The following is a 20,970-nucleotide window of genomic DNA, read 5'->3' on the forward strand; positions in this document are numbered from 1 at the left end:
TTGAATCCAACGTCAAGTTCAAGTACTCCCTGGCGTGGCCGGACCTGCGCACGGACAGCGGAAAGGGACCCGACATGACGTCAGATCCCTTTGCGGTACAGCTGGTTCGGGCTTACTCCGGGGCTAGTCCGACCCGTGGCCACCCGGCTCGCGCAGCTGGAGTCCGTTGCACCAGATCTGGTTGAGCGTGGTCACCAACCGCTCGAAGGCGATGCGCTGCTCCAGCACGTAGACGGTGTAGGCCATCCGGCTCACCATGTTCGACAGCGCGTGCGCGGTCACCAGCGGGTCCAGCGACGGATCGGCCTCGCCGCGTTCCTGGAGCTGCTTGATCAGCTTGGCGTTGCGCTGCGCGAACGCGTTGCCGCGCCGGATGCGCAACGCGCGGAAGGTCGGGTCGATCTGCGCGACCTGCTCGAACAGGGCCATCAGGCGGGCGTTCTGCTTGTAGGAGCGCAGGTACTCGCGGTTCGAGGCGTCGATCAGCTCGCGGGCGTCGGTGATCCCGGTCCGCTCGCGCAGGTGCGGATGGAGCATCTCCTCCTGCACCTGCTCGACGACGGCCGCGAAGATCTCCTCCTTGTTGGTGAAGTACGTGTAGAAGGAGCCGGACGCGACACCCGCGGCCTTGGAGATGTCCGTGATCCGCGCGTCCAGATAGCCGTCGCGCTCGAAGACCTCGCGGGCGCCCGCGACGAGCGCGTTGCGGGTCCGCTCACCGCGTGCGCTGCGCGGGCTGGTGATCCGCTCACCCGCCGGATGCGAGGTGCCGGAGAGCGCGGAGGGAGCGGAGCCGCCGTCGGTCGGGACCTGGCCTGCCACAAGTGTCCCTTCGACGTGCTTCTCGACGAGCCGATGATAGCAATCGGCCCTCCCCGGCCCCGGCCGTCGCAACGCGGTCAGCGGCACGGGGTCAGCGGAACGGGGTCAGTAGACCGCGGTCAGCGGAGCGAGTCCAGGAAGCCCAGCAGGGCCGCGTTGACCTCGGCGGGGCGCTCCTGCTGGATCCAGTGGCCCGCGCCGTCCAGCACGAGCTGCCCGCGCTGGTCGGTGAGCACGCGGTCCAGCCGGTCGGTGGCGCTGAACTTGCCGACCGGGTCGCGGGAGCCGATCGCGAAGAAGGACGGCTGGTCGACCGTGCGGCCGTCCAGCGGTTCCATCAACTGCCAGTTGCGGTCGATGTTCCGGTAGTAGTTGAGGCCGCCGGTGAATCCGGTCTCTTCGAACGTCTCGACATAGAGCGCGAGTTCGTCCGCGTCCAGCCAGTCCGGACGCGGCTCGGCGGGTTCGTCGCGGGCCGCCCACGCGGCCGTGGGCGCGCGGCGGGAGAGCAGCGTGCGCCGCACGTCGGCACGGAGCGCCGTCTCGGGCTCCGCCGTCTGGAACCAGGAGATGTAGAAGTCCTCGCCCATCCGCGACCGCAGGATCGACAGCGGCGCGACGGGCGCGCGCGGCGCGGGCGGGACGCTGAGCCCGGCCACGGCGCGCACCCGGTCCGGGTGGAGCAGGGCCAGGTGCCAGACGACGGCCGCGCCCCAGTCGTGGCCGACGAAGACGGCGTCGGCGAGGCCGAGGGCGTCGAGCAGCCCGGTCAGGTCGGCGCAGAGGGTGACCATGTCGTAGGCGGCGGGATCGGCGGGCCGGGAACTGCCGCCGTAGCCGCGCATGTCGGGCACGATCACGCGGTACCCCGCGTCGGCGAGCGCGCCGACCTGGTGACGCCAGGAGAACGCCAGCTCGGGGAAGCCGTGGCAGAGGACAACGGGCGGGAGGTCCGCGACACCGTCGCCTTCGCTGCTCTCTCCGGTGCCGAAGACGCGGAGCTCGATGCCGTTGGTGGCGACCTGGCGCACGGCCAGCTTCTGCCACGCGGCGAGTGTGCTGCTGTCGGTGGCCATGGGAGCGAGGCTAGTCAAACTTGACGTCGGATTCAATGTCTTCCGCGTCTTCCCCGCTCGGTGCCCGGACATGCATATTGAACCCGACGTTGGATTCATCCATACCGGGGTCAGTCGCACGGATGACCCACGGAACACCCTCGGACCGCCCTCCGGAAGGGAACCCATGTCGAACGCCGCGCAACCCGTCTGGGACCACGCCGAGTCCGCCCCGCAGCGCACCGCCCTCCACGGCACCGCCGGTCAGCGCTGGTCCTACGCCGCCCTGCGCGACAACGCCTCCGCCGTCGCGACGCGGCTGCGCGCGGCCGGGATCGGGGCCGGGGAGCGGGTACTGCTGATCGCCCCGTCGGTCCCCGAGTTCGTGGCGGCCTACTACGGCGTGCTGTCCGTCGGAGCGATCGCGGTCACCGCGAACACCATGGCCCCCGCGCCGGAGCTGGAGTACATCGGAACGGACGCCGGGATCTCCCTGGTCCTGGGCTGGCACGCGGTCTCCCCCGCGCCCGCGGTGGCGGCAGCCGCCATCGGCGTGCCGTACTGGGAGCTGCAGCGGGAGTTGGACGGCCTGACACCCGAGGGCAATTCGACCGTGGCACCCACCGACGCGACCCCGGACGACACCGCCGCGATCCTCTACACCTCCGGGACCACCGGCCGCCCCAAGGGCGCGATGCTCACGCACGGCAACCTGCACGCCTGCGCATCGATCTACCAGGGGATCCACGACCTCGGCCCCGACGACCGCGCGGGCATCGCACTGCCGCTCTTCCACGTCTACGGCCAGGCCTGCATCCTCGCGACCACCATGCGTGTCGGTGCGTCCCTGTCGCTGCTCCCCCGGTTCGACCCGCACGAGATGCTGGCCATGATCCGCGACCAGCGGCTCACCACGACGGCGGGCGTGCCGACGATGTGGAACGCCCTGCTGCACGCCTCGGGCGACGCCGACCCGGCCGACTTCGCCTCGCTGCGCCTCGCCTCCTCCGGCGGGGCCTCGCTGCCGGGAGAGGTCAAGCGGGCCTTCGAGGAGCGCTTCGGCTGCACGATCCTGGAGGGCTACGGGCTGACCGAGACCACCGGCTCCGCCACGGTCCAGGTCGCGGACCGCGCCACCACCGTCGGGTCGGTCGGCGCGCCGATCCCCGGCTGCGAGATCGCCGTCCGCGCCCTGGACGGAGCGGAGTTGGCGGCGGGCGAGATCGGCGAGGTCCATGTGCGCGGTCCGGTGGTGATGAAGGGCTACTGGGGCCGTCCGGAGGCCACCGCCGAGGTGCTGCACGACGGTTGGCTCGCCACCGGCGACCTCGGCCGGATCGACGACGCCGGAGAGCTCCACATCGTGGACCGCAAGAAGGAGTTGGTGATCCGCGGCGGCTACAACGTCTACCCGCGCGAGGTCGAGGAGGTCCTCTACGAGCACCCCGACGTCGTCGAGGCGGCCGTGATCGGCGTCCCGGACGCGCACTACGGCGAGGAGGTGGCCGCCGCGATCGCCCTGCGTCCGGGCGCCACTCCGGACGCGGCGGCGCTGCGTGCCTGGGCCAAGGAGCGGCTGTCCGCGTACAAGGTCCCGCACCTGGTCGCCTTCGTCGACACGCTCCCCAAGGGCGCGACGGGCAAGATCCTCAAGCGGGCCATCGACCGTTCCCTCTTCGACCGTTCCCTCTTCGACCAGCTCGGCTGAGCCCCTCGGGGTGAGCTGACCGGTCGCCGCCGGTCCGTAAACCCCTTGACCCTGTGGCTGTGCGGACGCTGCACTGTGCCGGGGCATCACGGGTCGTGCTGCCCCGGCACCGGAGAGAGGCAGCGCCAGCGATGGAGATCCGTCCCACGACCGACCAGGACCTCGACGTCTTCGTCGACACACTCCACACCGCGTTCGGCCTCTTCCGTCAGACCCCGGACGCGGACGGCGGCGGGGTCTTCTGGGCGGCGTTCGAGATGGACCGGAACCTCCTCGCCGTCGCGGCGGACGGGCGCCCCGTGGGCACCGCCGGCGCGTACTCGTTCGAGCTCACGCTGCCCGGCGAGGTCCTCGTCCCGGCCACCGGGGTGACCGGCGTCGGCGTGCTGCCCTCGCACCGACGCAAGGGTGCGCTGACCGCCCTGATGCGGCAACAGCTCACCGACTTCCGCGCCCGGGGCGAGTCGCTCTCGGTGCTGCTGGCCTCCGAGGCCGTGATCTACCGCAGGTTCGGCTACGGACCGGCGACCTACACCGGACAACTGACGGTCCAGCGACACCAGGGCGCCTTCGCCCTCCCGAGGGCACGCCACGGGGAGGTGCGCGAGGCGGCCGGCTCCATCGAGGTGCTGCGTCGTGCCGAGTGCGGCGAGATCCTGGAGCAGGTCTACGACCGGTACCGCCGCGCCCAGCCCGGCGCGTTGTCCCGGCCGCACCGCTGGTGGGCGTCGGGCGCGGGGCAGCCCCCGGTCGCCCGCGCGCCGCGCTACGTCGCCGTCCACCGGAACGCCGACGGTGTCCCCGACGGGTACGCCAGCTACACCCGCGACAAGGAAACCCTGACGGTCGACGAGACCATCGCCGCCGACGACGCCGTGGCCACCGCCCTGGCCCGGTTCGCGCTCGACCACGACCTGGTCGGCCGGGTCGTGTTCAAGCAGGTCGCGCCCGACCACCCGCTGCGCTGGCAGCTGGCGGACTTCCGTGCGGCCGAGGTGAGTGACGACACCGACTGGCTCTGGGTCCGCCTGCTCGACATCCCGAGCGCCCTGACCGCGCGCGGCTGGTCCACCGACGGAGAGCTGGTCCTGGACGTCGACGACCCGTTCCTCGGCGAGCGTGCCCGCTACCTGCTGACGGTCCGGGACGGGAAGGCCGACTGCGTTCCCACCGACCGGGAGCCGGACCTGTCCCTGGACGTCAGTGACCTCGCCTCGCTCTACCTCGGCGGCACCGCACCGAGCACGCTGGTGCGCGCCGGACACATCCACGCCCACCGCCCCGGCGCGGCGGCCCTCGCCGACGCCCTCTTCCGCGCCGAGCGTGCCCCGCACTGCCTGCACTGGTTCTGACCACGCGACGCCGGGCCGACGGGCAGGCCGATAACCACAGTTGACGGTCCGTCAACTTCCCGTCGGCATTCGGCTTCGAGCCGGCCCTCAAAGCGACCGCCGACGTGGTCATGCCCGTGTGCCCTCAGGCCGAGTCCGACGCGATGGCGTCCTGACCGACATGTGCCACAAGCCAGTCCGCAGTGTGTGGAAGCCACTGCGCCCTTGCGTTGCCGAGCAGGTGGTCCCCGTCCGGCACGAGCAGGTACTCGCTCTGCGCAGCAGCAGTCGCCAATGAAGCGCCGTTGGTCACGCCCGGGATCCGGTCCTGGCCTCCGTCCACGACCAGCAACGGCCCGCCGATGGCGTCGGCGAGCGGCAGCAGGTTTATCTGCCCCGCGAACTCCCGTGCACCGTCCAGGGATCCGCAGCGCTGGGCGAGTGTCTCCGTGACGAAGGCGGGCAGTTCGGGCCAGTGCAGGACCGTGGGACCGCTGACCGTGGCGGTCGCACGCACCCTCGGTTCACGGGCGCCAGCCACGGCAGCGTAGAAGCCGCCCAGGCTCAGTCCGATCACACCGATCCGCTCGTGGTCCAACCCGCTGTGACGGGCAGCAAGGTGGTCCAGGACCGCGCCGACCACCTTCTCGTACCGAGGCTCGGGCGCCGAGCTCACCGCGAGCAGACCCTGCCCCGGGCCGTCGACGGCCGCGACCGCCAGGCCCCGTGCGAGCAGGGCGTCGGCGACATCGTGGAACTCCTCCTTGCTGGAGTCCAGACCGGGGACGATCACCACCACCGGCGGCCGGTCCACCCCGGCGGGACGGCGGAGCCAGCCCACGAACCCGAGCCCCTCGATCCGCGCCGCGTCCGGCTCCGCCAGGGCGAGCGAGCTGCGCATCGCCTCGTCAGCGGCGGTCTCGGCGCGGACGAGCGCCTCGCGGTCGGGGTGCGGCAGGAGGGTCGCGCAGTGGAGCCAGGCCGCGGCGGTGCGGTAGGCCACCGCCGCCGTGACGGAGTGTCCGGCCGCCTCCGCCCGCTCCCCCGCCTCAAGGTGGGCGCGGCCGGTGCGCTCGAACGCTGCGGGCCACTCCCGCAGCGATGCGACCGTGGCGGTCACCCGCTCGTACTCGAAGGGGTCCACTCCGGCGCCTGCCGCCCGCGAGCGGTTGCCTGCGACGAAGTGGGACAGCAGGCCGGGGGTGTCGACGAACGTCGTCATCGGGTAAGGGCTCTCCAGGTTCCGGTGGTCCGCCCGCGCTCCGACGCGCGGGCGGACGGGTGGGCGGACGAGTGGGCGGACGGGTGGGGCACCAGTGGATCCCCGGGCGGCAGGCCACGGCCAACAACCGGCAGGACGCTCCGACAACCGACGGCTGTGCCGACAGGCTCCCCGCCCACGCCATCGACCCCGCGGCCCATGCGGAGGCCACCGTCGATTCTTGTGCGGGAGCTGTGGGGATTCTGCACCTCTGCGTTCCTTCTATTGACGGTGCCCAGTCATCACCAGTTGACTCCACCACGCCCAGTGGTGACGGGCAGTCGGTTCAGGACCACTGACTTCTCGTCTGCCATCGGGCATCCGCGGAAACCCCTCGTTCGAGTCGCTTCCAGCCGTGCCGCCACCAGTGGCCCGGATCCTGGACCGACAGCGGAAGGAGCCCCACCATGGGCGTTACGTCACGTCCTCGTGCCCGCCGCCTCGCCGTCTCCGGCCTGGCCTCCCTCTCCCTGCTCACCGCCGTGACCCTCGCCGCGACCGCGCCCTCCGCGTCGGCCGTGCCCGTGCCGTCGCACGCCCCGGCCGCCGCTGCGGCGGGCGTGGCCGCGAACCCGTTCGACCCGCAGACCGGTCACGCCTACCGGCACGGCGTCATACCCAACCGCACCACCGCCGCCAGGATGAGCTCGTGGGCCAAGGCCCACAAGAGCCCGCAGGCCGCGACCGGACCGGAGACGCTGTCCTACGGCGGCGGCATCAACGGCGTCGGCGTGCTGGACGGCCACGCCAAGGTGTACCTGGTTTTCTACGGCAACCAGTGGGGCACCCAGTCCACCGACTCCAACGGTGACGCCAGCTTCTCCGGCGACGCGGACGGCGCGGCGTCGGCCGCCCAGGAGATGTTCAAGGGCATCGGCACCGGCGGCGAGCAGTGGTCGTCCGTGCTGACGCAGTGGTGCGACGGCCCCAACGTCAGCGCCGGGGCGACCAGTTGCCCGAGCAACGCCAGCTTCATCCCCTACCAGACCGGTGGCGTGCTGTCGGGCGTCTGGTACGACAACTCGGCGGCCTCGCCGAGCGCGGCGTCCGGCAACCAGCTCGGCCAGGAGGCCGTCAACGCGGCGACGCACTTCGGCAACACCACCGCCGACGCCAACCGTGACGCCTACTACGTCATCCTCTCGCCGACGGGCACCAACCCGGACAACTACCAGGGCCAGTACTGCGCCTGGCACGACTACACCGGCGACTCCTCGCTGACCGGCGGTGCGGTCAACTCGCCCTACGGCGACCTGGCCTTCTCCAACCAGCCCTACAACATGGACTCCGGCCAGGGCTGCGGCGTGGGCTTCATCAACTCGCCCGGAACGCTGGACGGGTACACGATGACCCTCGGCCACGAGTGGCAGGAGATGATGTCCGACCAGTACCCGGCGGGCGGTTGGACCAACCAGCAGTCCGGCAGCAGCTACAACGGCCAGGAGAACGCGGACGAGTGCGCCTGGCTCTCCCCCGGCACCGCGGGCGGCGCGGGCATGGTCTCCATGGGCACCGGCAGCTTCGCCGAGCAGGCCACCTGGTCCAACGACACCAACGAGTGCGACCTCTCCCACGCCACCCTGCACTGACGGCACGGGCAACACGGGATGCACCGACAGCACGTCCTCAGCGCGTCGCAGCACGTCCTGTGCTCCGGTAGCGACTGCGACCGCCCCGGAGCGCAGGGGTTCCGATCCTGAACGGGGGTCTCGATCGGACAGCCCGACCCCGTAACGGGCGGGACAGCAGGGCCTCTTGGCAGCTCGACGGCATCCGTGCCGAAGGGTCCGCCGAGGGGCCCTGTCGGCGTGGTGGGAGCTGAAGGCCTAGAGTCTTCGCGCCCCGCGGAAACCCCGGGCGTAGAAGTCGGTGCCGTCCAGCAGTGCGTGCCCGGCCAGGTCGCCCATGGTCGGGCCGTTGGCCGCCGAGCGGCTGGAGTAGAAGCGCGGACGGCCGTTGCTGTCCGGGCCCATGTAGAACCCGCAGTGGTCGATCACGTCCGGCTGGCCCTTGAGGATGCCGAAGAAGACGAGGTCACCCGGCTGCAGCACGCTGAGGTCGGTGGCCTGCGTGCCGGTGTTGGGGATCAGCAGCACGCCGGGGCCGTAGGCGGCGATGGCGAAGGCGCGGCGGGGCAGACCGACGCCCGTGGTGTCGGTGTTGTGCATCGGCATGCCCATCCTGTAGCCCCAGAGCAGCCGCTGGAATCCAGAACAGTCCACGTCGCCGTAGCGTGCCTTTTCGGGCTGGACTTGCGTTCCATCCGGAAAAGTCCAGGGAATTCCGAGATAGTCGTAGAAGTCCGATTGCTCCGCATGGTAGGCAAAATCCAGCGGTCCGCTGACTTTCGGATTACGCGGACCAAAATGCGCAGTTCCCGCAAAACGGACACCCTGTGCGTTGTACTGGTCCTTCGCTCCGGCGCTGCTGTACTCGAAGGCGACGGCGAAAACGTCCGGACTGGTGTCGTTCAGCGTCCTGGGGAACCACTGCGCGAACCAGGCGCTCTTCTCCTCGCCCTGCTTCCACTCGCTCGGCAGCAGCCGGACCCACGCCTCGGTGGTGACCGTGGCATCGGTGGTGCGCGGCTCGCTGAAGGTCCGGCTCGGGCCGCGCAGCACGACGGTGCGGGCGCCGTCGGTGAAGACGGCGAGCTGGTTGCCCGAGGCGTCCAGGGCGACGGTGCGGCCCGGCGAGCTCTGGCGCTGGAAGCGGTAGCCACCGGACTGCGTCACCGGGCCCGAGTCTCCCGCCGACGCCGCGTCCCCGCCGCCGGGGGACGTGCTCCCCGTGCCACCCCGGTTGTGAAGTTCGTATCCCAGCGCCCCCGCCGTTCCGGCCAGGACGAGACCGGCGGCACCGGCGAGCAGGGTGCGACGGGAGGGGGACGAAGAGGACGGGGACGACGGGGACATCGGTGGAACTCCATAGATCGGGGATGCCGGCTACCGGCGTGGGTCAGGCCGTGGGCAGGGCGCCCAGCAGCAGACCCGCCGCCAGCACGACGTAGGCGGCCAGGGTCACCGCCGTGGTGGAGATGACGGTGGCGGCCTTGGGCTGTCGGACGAGCTGGTAGGCGATCAGGCCGGGCACGATGAAGCCCAGCGTCTGTGCGGTGTAGAGCAGCGGGAACTCCTGTTGCAGAGCCAGCATGACACTCATCTGCAGCACGACGGCTGTCAACACCACCGCGGCGAAAAGCCGCTTGCCGTAGAGGATCACGACCCGTTGCAGACCCACCGTCACCAGGAAGGTCACCGCGGTGACGCCCAGGACCAGCCAGAACCGGCCGACGTCGGTGACCAGGGTCAGCGCCAGCCAGCCCGGGGTGATCATGCCGCCGGGCGAGAGGTTGGTGGTGAGGTAGCAGATGAGCGAGAACACGAGGCCGAGCGCGATACCCAGCGCGGCGGTCTGGGGGGTGACGTTGGCGGGGATCACAGGGCTTCCTCGTGGTGGGATCCGACGGTGGGTCGACTGGTGGGGCTGATGCTCACAACAGGGCCGCTAGCGCCGTCGCTGGAACGGGACGCGCAGCGTCAGCGTCGGCGAGTCCGCGGACAGGCCGAAAGGCACGGCCCAGGGATCCTCGACGCCCTCGGGGAGCTCGGCGTACCGGCCCTCCGGGGCGGGCGGCGTGAAGGCGTCGTCCTCCTCCTCGTCCGCCGGCAGCTCGGCCAGGCAGTCCAGGAAGAGCTCGCCCTGGCCGTGGATGTTGCCGACGGCCACCAGCGAGGAGTCCTCCGGCAGTTCGGCGAGCAGGTCCCGGGTGAGCTCCTCCGGGTCGCGCCGGTCGCCGCCCAGGTCGACGATCCGGCCCTGCCAGTGGTCGGGGATGCCGTCCCGGGCGCTCTTGGTCGGATGGCCGATCAGGAAGACCGTGTCGGGGGCCAGGTCGGGGACGATCGCGCCCATCTGGCCGTTGCGCTCCACCCGGTCGGGACGGCAGTTGATCACGACGTTGAGCGGGCGGCGGATCGCGCCGAGGTCGAGCAGCTGCCGCACGTTCATCAGCGTCGACTCGGGGTCGTTGGCGGCGAAGACGTTGGCGAAGCGGAGCCGCTTGTCGTCGTCCGTGCGGTAGCGCTCCACCGACAGCACGCCCGGGTCCGGCGGGGCCTCCCACATGCCGTGCAGGGCGGTCTCCCGGTCGACGCCGAGGAGGTCGGCGACGGCCAGGGCGATGGCGACGTTCTCCTTGAAGGTGAACCAGCTGAAGCCGCGGAGCTCCTCGTCGCTGACGGTCTCCGGATCCACCGCGATCAGGCGGCAGTTCCGCTTGTCGGCCTCCTGCTGGAGGATCGCCAGCCGGTCGCGCTCAGCGGTCACGCAGATGCCGCCCTCCGGCATGGAGCGCGACAGCGACCGGGCCACGTCGTCCAGGGTGGGGCCCATCTCGGCAAGGTGGTCCTCGCGCACGTTGCACAGGACGCCGATGGTGGAGCGGATCAGCTTCTGCTGGTTGATCTCCTGCAGCGCCGGCATGACGGCCATGCACTCGATGACCAGCGCGTCGGGCCGGTAGACGGCGGCACGACGCACGATGCCGATCTGCTCGACCACGTTGGCCAGGCCGAACTTGCGGTAGACCGGCTCCTCGGTGGCGTCGGGGTGGATGAACCGAGCGGCGGTACCGGTGGTCTTGGCGACCGTGACCAGGTTGCCGCCGCGCAGCGCGCCCGCGCACAGCCGGGTGATGGAGCTCTTGCCGCGGATGCCGTTGACCAGCACCCGCACCGGTATCTGCTCCAGCGAGATGTAGTGGCGTCGTTGCTCGACGATGCCGGCCAGGAGCAGCCCGGCGCAGCAGATCACCAGCACGCAGTAGAGGAAGAGCACCGAATCGTTCCTTAGGGCCTTATGGTCTGTCAGTTCCGGGGCGCGGTGGCGTTGCCGGCCTTGCCCGCCTTGGTCGCCTTGGAAGACGCAGACGCGCGGCTCCCACCGCCCAGCCGCTGGCGGATGATCTCCAGGCTCCGGGTGATGGAGCCGACCTCGTCGTGATGGACCGGGTACAGCACGGTGCGGCGGTCACCCGAGGCCAGGCGCTCGGCGACCTCGGCCAGGTCGCGCAGGGGCCGGACCACAACGACGAAGAGCCAGCCGAGGCAGATCACCGAGACGGTCAGGCCGAGCAGTCCGACCAGCATGGTCAGCCGCTCCGTGCGGTTGGCGCTCAGGTCCAGCCAGGACTCGGGCTGCGAGCTGACCACCTGCCAGCTGGGCTGACGCGACACGTTCGCGATGACGTCGACCGGCGCGGCAGCGGCGATCGCGGTGCCGTCGGAGGTGGGCACGACCGCGTTCGCGGGCTGGACCGGGTTGTCGACCGCGAGCCCGGTCAGCGAGGAGTCGGGCAGGCTCTGGAAGGCGCGGAAGCCGCCGTCGGAGCCGATCACCTTGTGCTCGGCGTCCACCAGCCAGACATGGCCCATGCCGGCGTGGTTGAGGACGCTGTTCAGGTAGCTGGTGTCGAACTCGCCGACCACGGCGACCGGCGTCCCCGGCCCGGTGACGGCGGGCTGCTTCCCGGCAACGGGCGCGGGCTTGGGCACGACCGCGTAGACGGCCGTCGACGGCACCTTGCCGCCGGTGTTGAGCTGCAGCACACCGCCGCCCGGCGGGACGTGGTGCAGCTGCTGGCGCGGGGGCAGGCCGACCGAGGCGAGGACCGAGCCGTCCTGGGCCAGCACGTAGAGCGCGCGGTAGCGGCTGTGCTCCTTGAGCGTGCTGCCGAGCAGCTGCTGCATCCGCCCGGTCGTGCTCGACGCGGAGAGCGAGGCCGCGACCGAGGCGGCGTCCGTGTAGCCGGTGGCCAGGCTGCTCTCCACCCGGTTCGCGGCGGCGACGGTGCGCAGTTGCTGATCGCTGATCAGCTGCACCGGGACCTGCTCGGGCCCGGCGGGCCGGTCCAGCACGAACAGCAGCGGGACGGACCAGGCCACCAGGACGAACCCGCACAGCAGCACCAGGGCACGGGCGCCGAAGGTCCGCTTGAGCGGCTGGAACACCTTGGGGGACGAGCCGACCTGCTGGCGGCGCAGCCCCTCCAGCGCGCGGCCTATTCGCGCGGCCTCGCCCAGGCGCGGCTGCGGTGCGGGCCGGGAGACGTCGCCGCGGGCGATCCGGGCGCCCGCGAGGTGCAGCCGCAGCAGCGGGCGCTGCAACCCGAGCATCAGCAGCGCGGTGATCAGCAGGGCGGCGCCCAGCAGGGAGGCGGCGGCGACCAGGGCGACCAGCGAGTTGCCGGTGACGGCGGAGGTCTGCGGGGTGGAGACGGCCACGACGGCGACCAGGTGCAGGGCGTCCGCGCCGCCGTCGGAGACGGTGGCGACGTCCGCCCAGCCGGCGACGGTCCGGCGGCCACCCACCAGGCTGCCCAGCAGGTAACCGGACGGCCGGGTCGAGCTGTTGGCGATGTCGCCCTGCTGCGCCGCGGCGGAGGACGCGTCAGCGGGTATTCGCCGGTCCTGCGTGGTCGTCAGCGCCGGGCCGGAGGCGGCGACGACCTTGCCGTGCCGGTCGGCCACCTCGACGGTGCGGGTGAGGTCGCCGCCCGGCGCCGGGGCGGTCAGCACGTCCGAGCCGACCAGCAGCCGGGTGCCCTGGCCGGGCAGGTCGACCGAGGCGAAGACCAGCAGCCGGGTCTGACCGTTGCTCAGGGTGACCAGCTTCGGCGGGATCGACTCGTTCGCCGCCACCGAGGAGACCGCGCTCGCCGGGAACGCCTCACCCGTCGTGGCCAGCTCCTGACCGGTGGTCGGGTCGACCAGGGCGGCGCCGCGCCAGGACGTGCCGAGCGCGGTGAGGGTCTTCAGGTAGGCGGCGTCGGTGGTCGCCGGGTCGCCTTCGATCGCGGTGGCGTCCTCACGGACCGCCGCCACGTCCTGGTTGACGGCGGCGCGGATGTCGGAGGCGGTGTCGGAGGCGATGTGCTGCGACGAGTTGAGCACGGCGGGCGCCACGTCCTCGGCCACGGTCTGTCCCAGCGCCAGCATGGCGAGGGCGACGACGGCGAGGAGCAGGCACAGCAGCGCGGCGAGGGGAGGACGGACGCCGCCCAGCAGCGGCATGTCGGCCCGGAGCCGGGTGCGGTGCCGACGAGGCCGACCAGGACCGTACTGCGACGGCCCCGGCGTCACGGCGGGCGTGGACAGGGTATTCACCTCTCGGAGGAGAGAAAGGCACGTGGCGACCGGTGGGGGCCTACAGTCAACCGCACGCTATCGGGCCCGGGGGCACAAAAACGTCACAACAGGGACTCCTTTCCTACCAGAATTTCGTCATCGCGTTCGAGGCTGTGTCCGCGCTGTGGAAGACTCCCCAAAGGGCCTGTCCGGTTTCGCCGTTCCTCGGGGGTTTTATTCAAGGCCGCGGACCTCGGCGGACGGGAGTGCCTTTACACTCCGGTTGCACCACTTCCTTTTCCTCGTCACAGCCGCAGAGGTGCCACCCCATGACCACGACCGATCTCGGCCCGTCGTCGGCCGAGGCGGGCAGCAGCCGGACCCGTGCGGCGCGCCGCGCCGCCGAACGGACGCCGGTCTGGGTCCCCGTCGGACTGGCGCTGGTCGGCCTGCTGGCCGCGTACCTCTACGGGTGGGGTCTCGGCGGCACGTCCGTGCACCCGTACTACACCGCTGCCGTGCGCTCCATGGCGACGAGTTGGCACGCCTTCTGGTACGGCGGGCTCGACTCCAGCGGCAGCATCACCGTCGACAAGCTCCCCGGCTACCTGTGGCCGCAGGCGCTGTCGGTGCGGATCTTCGGGCTGCACGTCTGGGCGGTGGCGCTGCCTCAGGCGGTCGAGGGCGTCGCCACGGTGCTGGTGCTCTACCGCGTCGTCAGCCGGTGGGCGGGCGCGGTGGCGGGGCTGCTGGCCGCGCTGATGCTGGCGGTGACCCCCATCGCCACCGCCCTGGACCGGGGCGACATCGCCGACACGCTGCTCACCCTGCTGCTGGTGCTGGCGGCCGGGAGCGCCATGAACGCGGTGCGGACCGGTGGTCTGCGTCCACTGCTGGCCTGCGCGGTGTGGACCGGGCTCGCCTTCCAGGCGAAGATGCTCCAAGCCTGGGTGGTCCTCCCGGTCTTCGCCCTGGTCGTCGTGTTCGCCGCCCCCGGGGACTTCTGGCGCCGGCTCAGGAATGTGGTCGTCGCGGGCGTGACGGCGTTGTTCGTCTCCTGCTCGTGGATGCTCTGGGTCTGGATCATGCCCGCGTCGCAGCGCCCGTACCTGGACGGGACGACCGGCAACAACCCGTTCGCGCTGGCCTTCGGCTACAACGGCCTGTCCCGCTTCGGCAGCAGCGCGACGAGCAGCAACCCCGGGTTCGGCAGCGTCGCGGGAACCGCGGCGAGCCGTCCCGTGGGCGGCTCCGGCTGGACGGTGCTGCTCAACCACACCGCCGCGCCGCAGATCAGCTGGTTCCTGCCCATCGCACTGCTGGGCCTCGGTCTCGGCCTGGCCTGGCGGCGGGCGGAGCCGCGCACCGACCAGGGACGCGCGGGCTACCTGCTCTGGGGCGGCTGGCTGGTCATCAACACCCTCGCCTTCGGGGCGTCCTCGGGCATCCACGACTACTACCTGGTGGTGCTGGCCCCGGCCCTGGCCGCGCTGGCCGCCGCCGGTCTGACCACGGCCTGGTCCGCCTACCGGGAGGGTGGCGACCGGTCCCGGGCGCTGCTCGCGGCGCTGCTGGTCGGCGTGCTGTGGGCGGTGGTGGTGAGTTCGAAGTACAAGAGCTTCGACGTCTGGCTGGTGCCCGTCGTCGGCCTGCTCGCCCTCGGCGCGGCGGCGGGCCTGGCCCGCGGCGGCACGCAGCCCCGGCCCCGGATCGACCAGGTCACCTGGGCATCGGTGGCGACGGGCCTGCTGGCACTGGTACTGGCACCGGCCGCGTGGTGTTTCTCCACGGCCCTCAACCCGCTGTACGCGGGGGTCTCGACCTCACCGCTGGCGGGACCGGTCGGGTCGGGCTACACGCAGATGCTGCACCACGGGCCCGGCAACCCGATCAACTTCGGCGCCCCGGCCGGTATCTACGGCAAGCTGCTGACCTACCTCCAGCAGAACCGCGGCACCACCTACTACCTGGTCGCCACCCAGAGCGCGGAGCCCGCGGAGCCACTGCTGCGCGCGACATCCGACCCGATCCTGGTCACCGGCGGCTTCACCGGGAACACGCCGTTCCCGTCCGCGCAGCAGATGGCGACGCTGGTGCAGCAGGGCCGGCTCCGGTTCGTCATCACGACCTCGATCCGACCGAAGACGGCGGCGAGCGAGTGGGTCACCTCGCACTGCGCGGTGGTCTCGCCCGCGGCCTACGGAATGCCCTACCAGGGCGTCGAGACCCTCTACGACTGCCGCAGCCAGCTCTGACGGACCGTCAGAGGTCTGTCAGAGCCAGCTGATACATGCGGTTGCAAGCGGTATCAGTCCGCCAGACCGGAGAACGGGTCGACGGTCAGGGAGCCGCAGACGCTGAGCACGCCGTTGTCGATGCCGCCCGAGACCGGCACCGACTTCGGGGTGGTGGTGTCCGGCAGGATCACCTGGACCTTGGAGCCCTGGACCGCGCAGACGTAGCGAGCGGAGGAGGTGCCCTGGGTGTTGACGTCGCTGAACGTCAGGTCGGCCTGGGCGGACTGACCCGGCACCAGGTTCACCGTCTGGACCTGCATCCCGGTGTGGCGGTCGGCGTTGATCGGCGAGGACTTGCCCTGGTCGTCGGCGAGCTCGATGCCCGGGAAGCCGGTGAGGGTGCAGCTGTGCGCGGAGTTGTTGACCACGTGCAGGGTGGCTCGGGCCGCCTGCTGGTCGTTGGCGTGTCCGTCGGGGCCGGTGACGGTCATCTTCACGTCCTGCACCGTGCACTTCGCGCTGCTGGCCGAGCCGCTCCCCGACCCGCCGGTGCTGCCCGTGGTGCCGCTGCCGCCGGTGCTGCCCGTGGTGCCGGTGCTCCCCGTGCTGCCCGACGTCCCGGTCGAGGCCGACGCGGACGCCGAGGTCGAGGTCGAGGCGACCGGGGACGAGGTGCCGCCCGCGTTGCTGGACGAGCCGGACCCGCTGGAGCCGCAGGCGGTCAGAGCGAGACCTGCGGCGAGCACGACGGCGGCGGCGGACAGACGTGAAGCAGTGCGCATGAGAGTTCCCCGATAGAAGTGGTGCCAGGAAGGCTTACTGACTGTTCTGGCACCAACATTTATATCGGACCAAGATCGACGGTCATGTCCGTCCTCTGTCACAGCCGGATGACAAGCCCCACCGGACGATCAGCCCGAAGTCCAGTGCCGCCGACCGAGACTGACGAGTCGCAACTGGCGACGGGCGGTCGCGATGATCAGCTCCGCCGTCTCCGCGTCGGCCTCCTGCAGCGCCGCCGCCGTCAGGACCATGTGGTCGACGTAGAGCCGGGCGACCATCCGGACGTCCTCCGGGCTCCAACCCGAACAGTTGGACTGCGAGCCCAGCTCCTGGGCGACCTCGTCGGTGAAGCTCTCCAACTCGGCGGCTATCGCCTCGCGGACCGGTCGCACTCCCCCGAACCGCTCGCGCGCGATGAACCGGATGTGCGCCGGGTGCCTCCGGACGTGGTCGGCGATCACATCGACGGCGTGGTCGATCAGTTCGTCGGTGTCGCCCTGCTCGGCGAAGGCCGCACGGACCATCCCGTGCAGGTTGGCGAGGGCCTCCTCGACCAGCGCGACGCCCAGGTCGGACAGGTCGCGGAAGTGCCGGTAGAAGCCCGCCGGTGACATGCCCGCCTCGCGGGTCACCTCGCGCATGCCCAGACCGGAGAAGCTCTGATGCTCCAGCAACTGCAGCGCCGCGTCCATCAGTGCCCGGCGGGACTGCTGCTTCTGGGCCTCCCGGACCCCTGGCGTGTGACTCACGCCATTGAGTAAACAACTGTTTGCCGAAATGCGCCACTCGGCGTAGAGTGAAGAAGTCAGCGAACAGTTGTCATCACAAGTGTTCGCCGAGATTTCAGCCGTCGTCTGCACTCTCCAAGAGAGAAGAGCCTCTCGATGAGTCTCCTGATCGCTCTCGTCGCCCTCAGCCTGCTGGCGGGCGCGGCCGTCCACAGCAGCTTGTCCACCTTCCTCATCGCCGCCACGGCGATCTCCGCCTGGCTGCTCGTCTTCGGTGTCCGCGAAGGCCTCGCCCGCCGGAAGCACCAGCAGTGACCACCTTTCGGAGCCGTCCCGTGGACACCTTCACCGAACGTCAACGCGCCTTCGACGCCGACCAGATGGCCGTCGCGTCGTTCATCCTCGGCCTGCCGGGCCTGATCGTCTTCAACCTGGTGCTCGGCCCGTGCGCGATCGTGTTGGCCACGCTCGCCCTGGTCCGCCGCACCAACCGCCCGTTCCGGGCCGGCCTCGGCATCGCCCTCGGCGTCGCCGACCTGGTCGTGCTCGCCACGACCGTCGCCTCCAGCCACAGCCTGCTGCTCTGGCACGGCTGACCCGGTCACCCAGCAGGACACGCCCAAGCACGCCGAAGAACACCCGAGCACACCCGGCGGGCCCGGTGATCCGATCCGATCACCGGGCCCCGCTGCGTCTGTCGGCGCGTCAGACCGCCGGGACGCGGCGCAGCCGGGCAGCGGCGATGGTCACCCCCGGGCCGATGCCGAGCATCAGGCCCTCCTCCCCCGGACGCGGTCCGTCGGCGTCGTCGAGAGTGCGGGCGAGGATGTCGAGCACGGAGACGGACGTCATGTTGCCGTGGCAGCGCAGCGACTCCCACGAATGCCGCAACTGCTGGCGGTCGCAGCCGAAGACCTGCGCCGTGCGTTCGAGGATCGCCGGGCCGCCGTGGTGCGCCACGATGAACGTCGGTTCGACGGCTCCCGATCGGCCGCGCCAGGCGGCGAGGTGGTCCTCTGCCTTCAGGATCGCCTGCGGGGCCTCGGCGGTGGAGGTGAAGCCGAGATGCCCCGCTCCGGGATCGACGGTCATCCGGTAGTCGTCCTCGGTGTCGGGCACCAGGAGCTCGAAGGGGTCCCGCAGTTCGACCGCCGGACCGGGACGGACGTCGCCGACGGACGTGACGACGGCAGCCGCCGCGCCGTCCCCGCCGAGCGCCTTGTAGATCATCGAGGGCGTGCTGGTGTTCCCGGGCTGGAAGCCGATGCTGAACGCCTCGGTGGCCACGACCAGCACCCTGGCGTCCGGGTGGGCGGCCACCTGCTCCCGCGCCCGGATCAGTCCGTAGACGCCACCGGCGCAGCCGATCACCGAAACCGGCAGTCGGCGGACGGTGGGGCGCAGCCCGAGACTGCGGATCAGCCGGGCGTCGACGCCCGGCATGGACCAGCCCGAGACGCTCGTCAGCACGAGCGCGTCGATCTGGTCCGGCGCCAAAGCGGCCACTGCCAGGGCGCGTTCGGCGGCCTCCCGGGCCATCCGGGTCAGCAGGTCGGCCGTCTCGTCCCAGAAGGCCGGCCCGGAACCGGTGGTGAAGATCGCCTTCGCCGGACGGACGAAGCCCCGCGTCTCGACGCCGGTCGCCCGCATCATCCGCTCGACGCGTTCGGGCAGCACGCCCCGGTCGAAGGCGAGGGCCGCAAGTTCGACCACCTCGTCGACGGTCGCGGTGCACTCCGCGGGGCGGAAGACCGGTCTGTGTACCCGAACAGCAAAATCCTGCATCCCGAAGCCCATGACGTACGCCTTTCGGTGGCCACGACGGAACAGCTCGGCTTGAGGCTTCCCAATCGAACGCGCGGACGTGCACGCGCCCTGATGCATAGGCCGTCCGAGGGCAACGCCCTGACGGCAACGGCCGCCCTCCGGTGAGGGAGCGGCGGCCGTACCAGGTCGTGAGCCGAGAGGCGGTTTCTGACGCGGGCTCAGCCGGCGAGCAGCACGTCGCGCGCGACGTAACCGGCCGTGAGCACACCCTCCTTGCCGCCGATGACGAGCGCGTCGACGGCGAGGTGGTTGCTGGTGTCGTACGCCGCGAACCAGCCGTTGGTGCCGGTCGCCGTCTCCGCGGTGCCGGTCTTGGCGCCACCGTTGATGCCCTGCATGCGCGGCTCGGCGGTGCCGTAGGAGGCGGTGGCCGTGACGACCATCATCTGCCGGATCTCGGCCGCGGTCGTGGCGGAGATCGGACGCTTGGCGGTCTGCTGGGGCAGGCCGGGGACGATGATCGGCTGGTGGAAGCCGGTGTCCGCGATGGTCGCGACCACCGAGGCCATGGCGAGCGTGTTCATGGTCACCTGGCCCTGCCCGATGGACTGGGCGGCGATCAGGTTGGTGCTGCCGTTCTCGTCCGGCACGTTGCCGTCGGTGGTCGGCACGCCGATGTGCCAGTCGCCGATGCCGAAGACGTCCTGGGCCTCCTCGCGCAGGTCGCCGGAGTGCAGTTTGCCGGTGGCCTCGTCGATGAACCCGGTGTTGCAGGAGATCGCGAAGTCCTTGGTGAGGTCCGCGGTCGGGTCCATCTCGTTCTGGAAGTTGTGGAACGTCTGCCCGTTGATCACGGTGCTCTTGACGCAGGGGGCCTTGTCGCTCGGGAGCGCGCCCGCCTTGTCGAAGAGCGTGGCCGAGGTGATCATCTTCATCGTCGACCCGGGCGCCGCCGCACCGTTCAGCGCGGCGTCGCCGCCCCGGAAGGCCGCCGCGCGGATCTCGCCCGTGGTGTAGTCGATCGCCACCACGTCGGCGGGCATCTTGCCGATGTTGGTGTCGTTCACGGCCCGCTCGGCCGCGGCCTGGATCCCCGCGTCCAGCGTGGTCTTGATCGTCCCCGGCACCGCGGCGCGGATGGTCTTGAGCACCTTGACGGTCTTCCCGTCCGCCCCGGTGATCGCGATGCCCTCGCCCGGCGTCTGCGTCACCTTGCCCGCGTCCTCGGCCTGGAGCGCGCTGATGACACCGACCAGCGACGGGTACGCCTTGACGGTCAGCGTCGCACCGTGGCGGTCCACCACCGTGGCGGAGGTGGCCGAGATCTTGCCGTAGGTGAGCGTCTGCCCGGCCTGGAGCCCGGGGTAGAGCACGCTCGGCTGCCAGTGGATCTCCGGCTTGCCGTTGACGACGACCACGTCGGCGGAGCCCGCGTAGCTGAGGGCATTGCCGCCGTCGATTGTGGCCGTCGCGTGGAACGTCGTGCGCACCGCGTGCGCGACCCCCGGATCGGCGGCGCCCGCGGTCACCCCGGTGAAGGCGACCTTCGTGGCGTGCAGGCCGGTGGCGTAGCCCTGGAGGGCGGACTGTGCCGCGCCGGGCTGGTCGGTGGCCTGCGCGGCGGCGGTGGTCTGCGCTCCCGCCCAGGAGGCGAGGAACTGCTGGGTGGTCGCCGCCGCCTGCGCGGCGGTGGGCGTGGTGACGGTCACGGCCGCCCGGGCCTGGTCCGCGGAGAGGTTGTCGGAGGGCTTCTTCGCGGGGCTCTGCAGCGCGAACGCGGCGGCCACGCCGCCCGCACCGACCAGGGCCACACCGGCCACCGCGCCGATGACCCATTTCCTGCTGCTCCGCCGCCGGGAACCAGGGGCCTCCTGACCCGGCCACATGGGCATGTCGGGATCGCGCTGCATGATCTCCCCGGGAGCTGGACGCGGCCCTCGGCCCGGAACTCGGACGAGCCCGGCCTGCCGCGCGGCGGATGGACGAAGTGGAGCGTGGAGATCGTATGGGACCTGTCGCAACGATCTGAGCCCGGGCCCGTATTGTGGACGGACTGTTACACGTCGCTCACGTAAACGTCGTGCACCATACCCACCACGGACGCCCTGTCGTCTGCCGACTCCCACGCATTCCAGGCACTAGGGAAACGCT

18 protein-coding genes are annotated in these 20,970 nt (G+C 71.1%); 7 read left to right on the forward strand and 11 right to left on the reverse strand.

Going from position 1 to position 20,970, the window contains the following annotated elements; all coding sequences use genetic code 11:
* Positions 1-123: 123 nt before the first annotated feature.
* Both ABH940_RS29055 and ABH940_RS29060 read right to left on the reverse strand, forming a co-directional pair.
* Positions 124-822, reverse strand: a complete 699-nt coding sequence (locus ABH940_RS29055; protein ID WP_370106613.1) for a TetR/AcrR family transcriptional regulator — start codon at positions 820-822, stop codon at positions 124-126.
* Between the two features lie 119 nt (positions 823-941).
* Positions 942-1,898, reverse strand: a complete 957-nt coding sequence (locus tag ABH940_RS29060; protein WP_370106614.1) for an alpha/beta fold hydrolase — start codon at positions 1,896-1,898, stop codon at positions 942-944.
* A gap of 166 nt (positions 1,899-2,064) precedes the next feature.
* Between ABH940_RS29060 and ABH940_RS29065 the strand changes: the two genes are divergently transcribed.
* A complete protein-coding gene (locus tag ABH940_RS29065) occupies positions 2,065-3,585 on the forward strand; it encodes a long-chain fatty acid--CoA ligase (RefSeq protein WP_370071717.1) in 1,521 nt (506 codons plus the stop codon).
* 131 nt (positions 3,586-3,716) lie between these two features.
* Entirely contained in the window at positions 3,717-4,937 is a 1,221-nt protein-coding gene (locus ABH940_RS29070; RefSeq protein ID WP_370071716.1) for a GNAT family N-acetyltransferase, read from the forward strand.
* 124 nt (positions 4,938-5,061) lie between these two features.
* Here the strand turns inward: ABH940_RS29070 and ABH940_RS29075 are convergent, their stop codons facing one another.
* On the reverse strand, positions 5,062-6,138 hold the full coding sequence (locus ABH940_RS29075; protein ID WP_370071715.1) for an alpha/beta hydrolase family protein: 1,077 nt from the start codon (positions 6,136-6,138) through the stop codon (positions 5,062-5,064).
* Between the two features lie 446 nt (positions 6,139-6,584).
* Here ABH940_RS29075 and ABH940_RS29080 point away from each other — a divergent pair, with 446 nt between their 5' ends.
* Complete coding sequence (locus ABH940_RS29080; protein WP_370071714.1) at positions 6,585-7,766, forward strand: hypothetical protein; 1,182 nt, start codon at positions 6,585-6,587, stop codon at positions 7,764-7,766.
* A gap of 237 nt (positions 7,767-8,003) precedes the next feature.
* Here the strand turns inward: ABH940_RS29080 and ABH940_RS29085 are convergent, their stop codons facing one another.
* The 4 genes from ABH940_RS29085 to ABH940_RS29100 all read right to left on the reverse strand — a co-directional run bounded on the left by ABH940_RS29085 (position 8,004) and on the right by ABH940_RS29100 (position 13,343).
* Positions 8,004-9,092: a hypothetical protein gene (locus tag ABH940_RS29085; RefSeq protein ID WP_370106615.1), complete on the reverse strand. Its 1,089-nt coding sequence runs from the start codon at positions 9,090-9,092 to the stop codon at positions 8,004-8,006.
* Positions 9,093-9,135: 43 nt separating this feature from the next.
* Positions 9,136-9,618, reverse strand: a complete 483-nt coding sequence (locus ABH940_RS29090; protein WP_370071712.1) for a poly-gamma-glutamate biosynthesis protein PgsC/CapC — start codon at positions 9,616-9,618, stop codon at positions 9,136-9,138.
* 66 nt (positions 9,619-9,684) lie between these two features.
* The gene (pgsB, locus tag ABH940_RS29095) at positions 9,685-11,016 is read right to left on the reverse strand and encodes a poly-gamma-glutamate synthase PgsB (RefSeq protein ID WP_370071711.1); all 1,332 of its coding nucleotides are present in this window, start codon (positions 11,014-11,016) and stop codon (positions 9,685-9,687) included.
* Between the two features lie 29 nt (positions 11,017-11,045).
* Complete coding sequence (locus ABH940_RS29100) at positions 11,046-13,343, reverse strand: HAMP domain-containing protein (RefSeq protein ID WP_370071710.1); 2,298 nt, start codon at positions 13,341-13,343, stop codon at positions 11,046-11,048.
* Between the two features lie 290 nt (positions 13,344-13,633).
* Here ABH940_RS29100 and ABH940_RS29105 point away from each other — a divergent pair, with 290 nt between their 5' ends.
* Positions 13,634-15,559 (forward strand): ArnT family glycosyltransferase, encoded by a 1,926-nt coding sequence (locus ABH940_RS29105; RefSeq protein ID WP_370071709.1) that lies wholly within the window; start codon positions 13,634-13,636, stop codon positions 15,557-15,559.
* Positions 15,560-15,612: 53 nt separating this feature from the next.
* Here the strand turns inward: ABH940_RS29105 and ABH940_RS29110 are convergent, their stop codons facing one another.
* Positions 15,613-16,032 carry a DUF4232 domain-containing protein gene (locus ABH940_RS29110; protein WP_370071708.1) on the reverse strand — a complete coding sequence of 140 codons (420 nt, stop codon included), beginning with the start codon at positions 16,030-16,032 and terminating at the stop codon, positions 15,613-15,615.
* Here ABH940_RS29110 and ABH940_RS29115 point away from each other — a divergent pair.
* The gene (locus ABH940_RS29115; RefSeq protein ID WP_370106616.1) at positions 16,022-16,339 is read left to right on the forward strand and encodes a hypothetical protein; all 318 of its coding nucleotides are present in this window, start codon (positions 16,022-16,024) and stop codon (positions 16,337-16,339) included. The genes ABH940_RS29110 and ABH940_RS29115 overlap by 11 nt on opposite strands.
* 113 nt (positions 16,340-16,452) lie before the next feature.
* Here the strand turns inward: ABH940_RS29115 and ABH940_RS29120 are convergent, their stop codons facing one another.
* Positions 16,453-17,073 carry a TetR family transcriptional regulator gene (locus ABH940_RS29120; protein WP_370106617.1) on the reverse strand — a complete coding sequence of 207 codons (621 nt, stop codon included), beginning with the start codon at positions 17,071-17,073 and terminating at the stop codon, positions 16,453-16,455.
* 135 nt (positions 17,074-17,208) lie between these two features.
* On the opposite strand from ABH940_RS29120, the gene ABH940_RS29125 reads away from it, so the two are divergent.
* Positions 17,209-17,367 (forward strand): hypothetical protein, encoded by a 159-nt coding sequence (locus tag ABH940_RS29125; RefSeq protein WP_370071705.1) that lies wholly within the window; start codon positions 17,209-17,211, stop codon positions 17,365-17,367.
* Positions 17,364-17,648 carry a DUF4190 domain-containing protein gene (locus ABH940_RS29130; protein WP_370071704.1) on the forward strand — a complete coding sequence of 95 codons (285 nt, stop codon included), beginning with the start codon at positions 17,364-17,366 and terminating at the stop codon, positions 17,646-17,648. Before ABH940_RS29125 ends, ABH940_RS29130 begins: the two co-directional genes overlap by 4 nt.
* Before the next feature lie 109 nt (positions 17,649-17,757).
* Here ABH940_RS29130 and ABH940_RS29135 read toward each other — a convergent pair whose 3' ends face one another.
* Together ABH940_RS29135 and ABH940_RS29140 are read right to left on the reverse strand one after the other, a co-directional pair.
* A complete protein-coding gene (locus tag ABH940_RS29135; protein WP_370071703.1) occupies positions 17,758-18,765 on the reverse strand; it encodes a PhlD in 1,008 nt (335 codons plus the stop codon).
* A 272-nt stretch (positions 18,766-19,037) separates the two neighbouring features.
* A complete protein-coding gene (locus ABH940_RS29140; RefSeq protein ID WP_370071702.1) occupies positions 19,038-20,729 on the reverse strand; it encodes a penicillin-binding transpeptidase domain-containing protein in 1,692 nt (563 codons plus the stop codon).
* Between the last annotated feature and the right edge of the window lie 241 nt (positions 20,730-20,970).

Source organism: Streptacidiphilus sp. BW17 (assembly GCF_041262485.1).
In the GTDB taxonomy this organism is placed as follows: domain Bacteria; phylum Actinomycetota; class Actinomycetes; order Streptomycetales; family Streptomycetaceae; genus Streptacidiphilus.

Bases quoted from the DNA above. Each gene is read 5' to 3' on its own strand.
- ABH940_RS29060 (WP_370106614.1), bottom strand. From the start codon at position 1,898: ATGGCCACCGACAGCAGCACACTCGCCGCGTGGCAGAAGCTGGCCGTG.
- ABH940_RS29065 (WP_370071717.1), top strand. From the start codon at position 2,065: ATGTCGAACGCCGCGCAACCCGTCTGGGACCACGCCGAGTCCGCCCCG.
- ABH940_RS29070 (WP_370071716.1), top strand. From the start codon at position 3,717: ATGGAGATCCGTCCCACGACCGACCAGGACCTCGACGTCTTCGTCGAC.
- ABH940_RS29075 (WP_370071715.1), bottom strand. From the start codon at position 6,138: ATGACGACGTTCGTCGACACCCCCGGCCTGCTGTCCCACTTCGTCGCA.
- ABH940_RS29080 (WP_370071714.1), top strand. From the start codon at position 6,585: ATGGGCGTTACGTCACGTCCTCGTGCCCGCCGCCTCGCCGTCTCCGGC.
- ABH940_RS29085 (WP_370106615.1), bottom strand. From the start codon at position 9,092: ATGTCCCCGTCGTCCCCGTCCTCTTCGTCCCCCTCCCGTCGCACCCTG.
- ABH940_RS29105 (WP_370071709.1), top strand. From the start codon at position 13,634: ATGACCACGACCGATCTCGGCCCGTCGTCGGCCGAGGCGGGCAGCAGC.
- ABH940_RS29110 (WP_370071708.1), bottom strand. From the start codon at position 16,032: ATGACCGTCACCGGCCCCGACGGACACGCCAACGACCAGCAGGCGGCC.
- ABH940_RS29125 (WP_370071705.1), top strand. From the start codon at position 17,209: ATGAGTCTCCTGATCGCTCTCGTCGCCCTCAGCCTGCTGGCGGGCGCG.
- ABH940_RS29140 (WP_370071702.1), bottom strand. From the start codon at position 20,729: ATGCAGCGCGATCCCGACATGCCCATGTGGCCGGGTCAGGAGGCCCCT.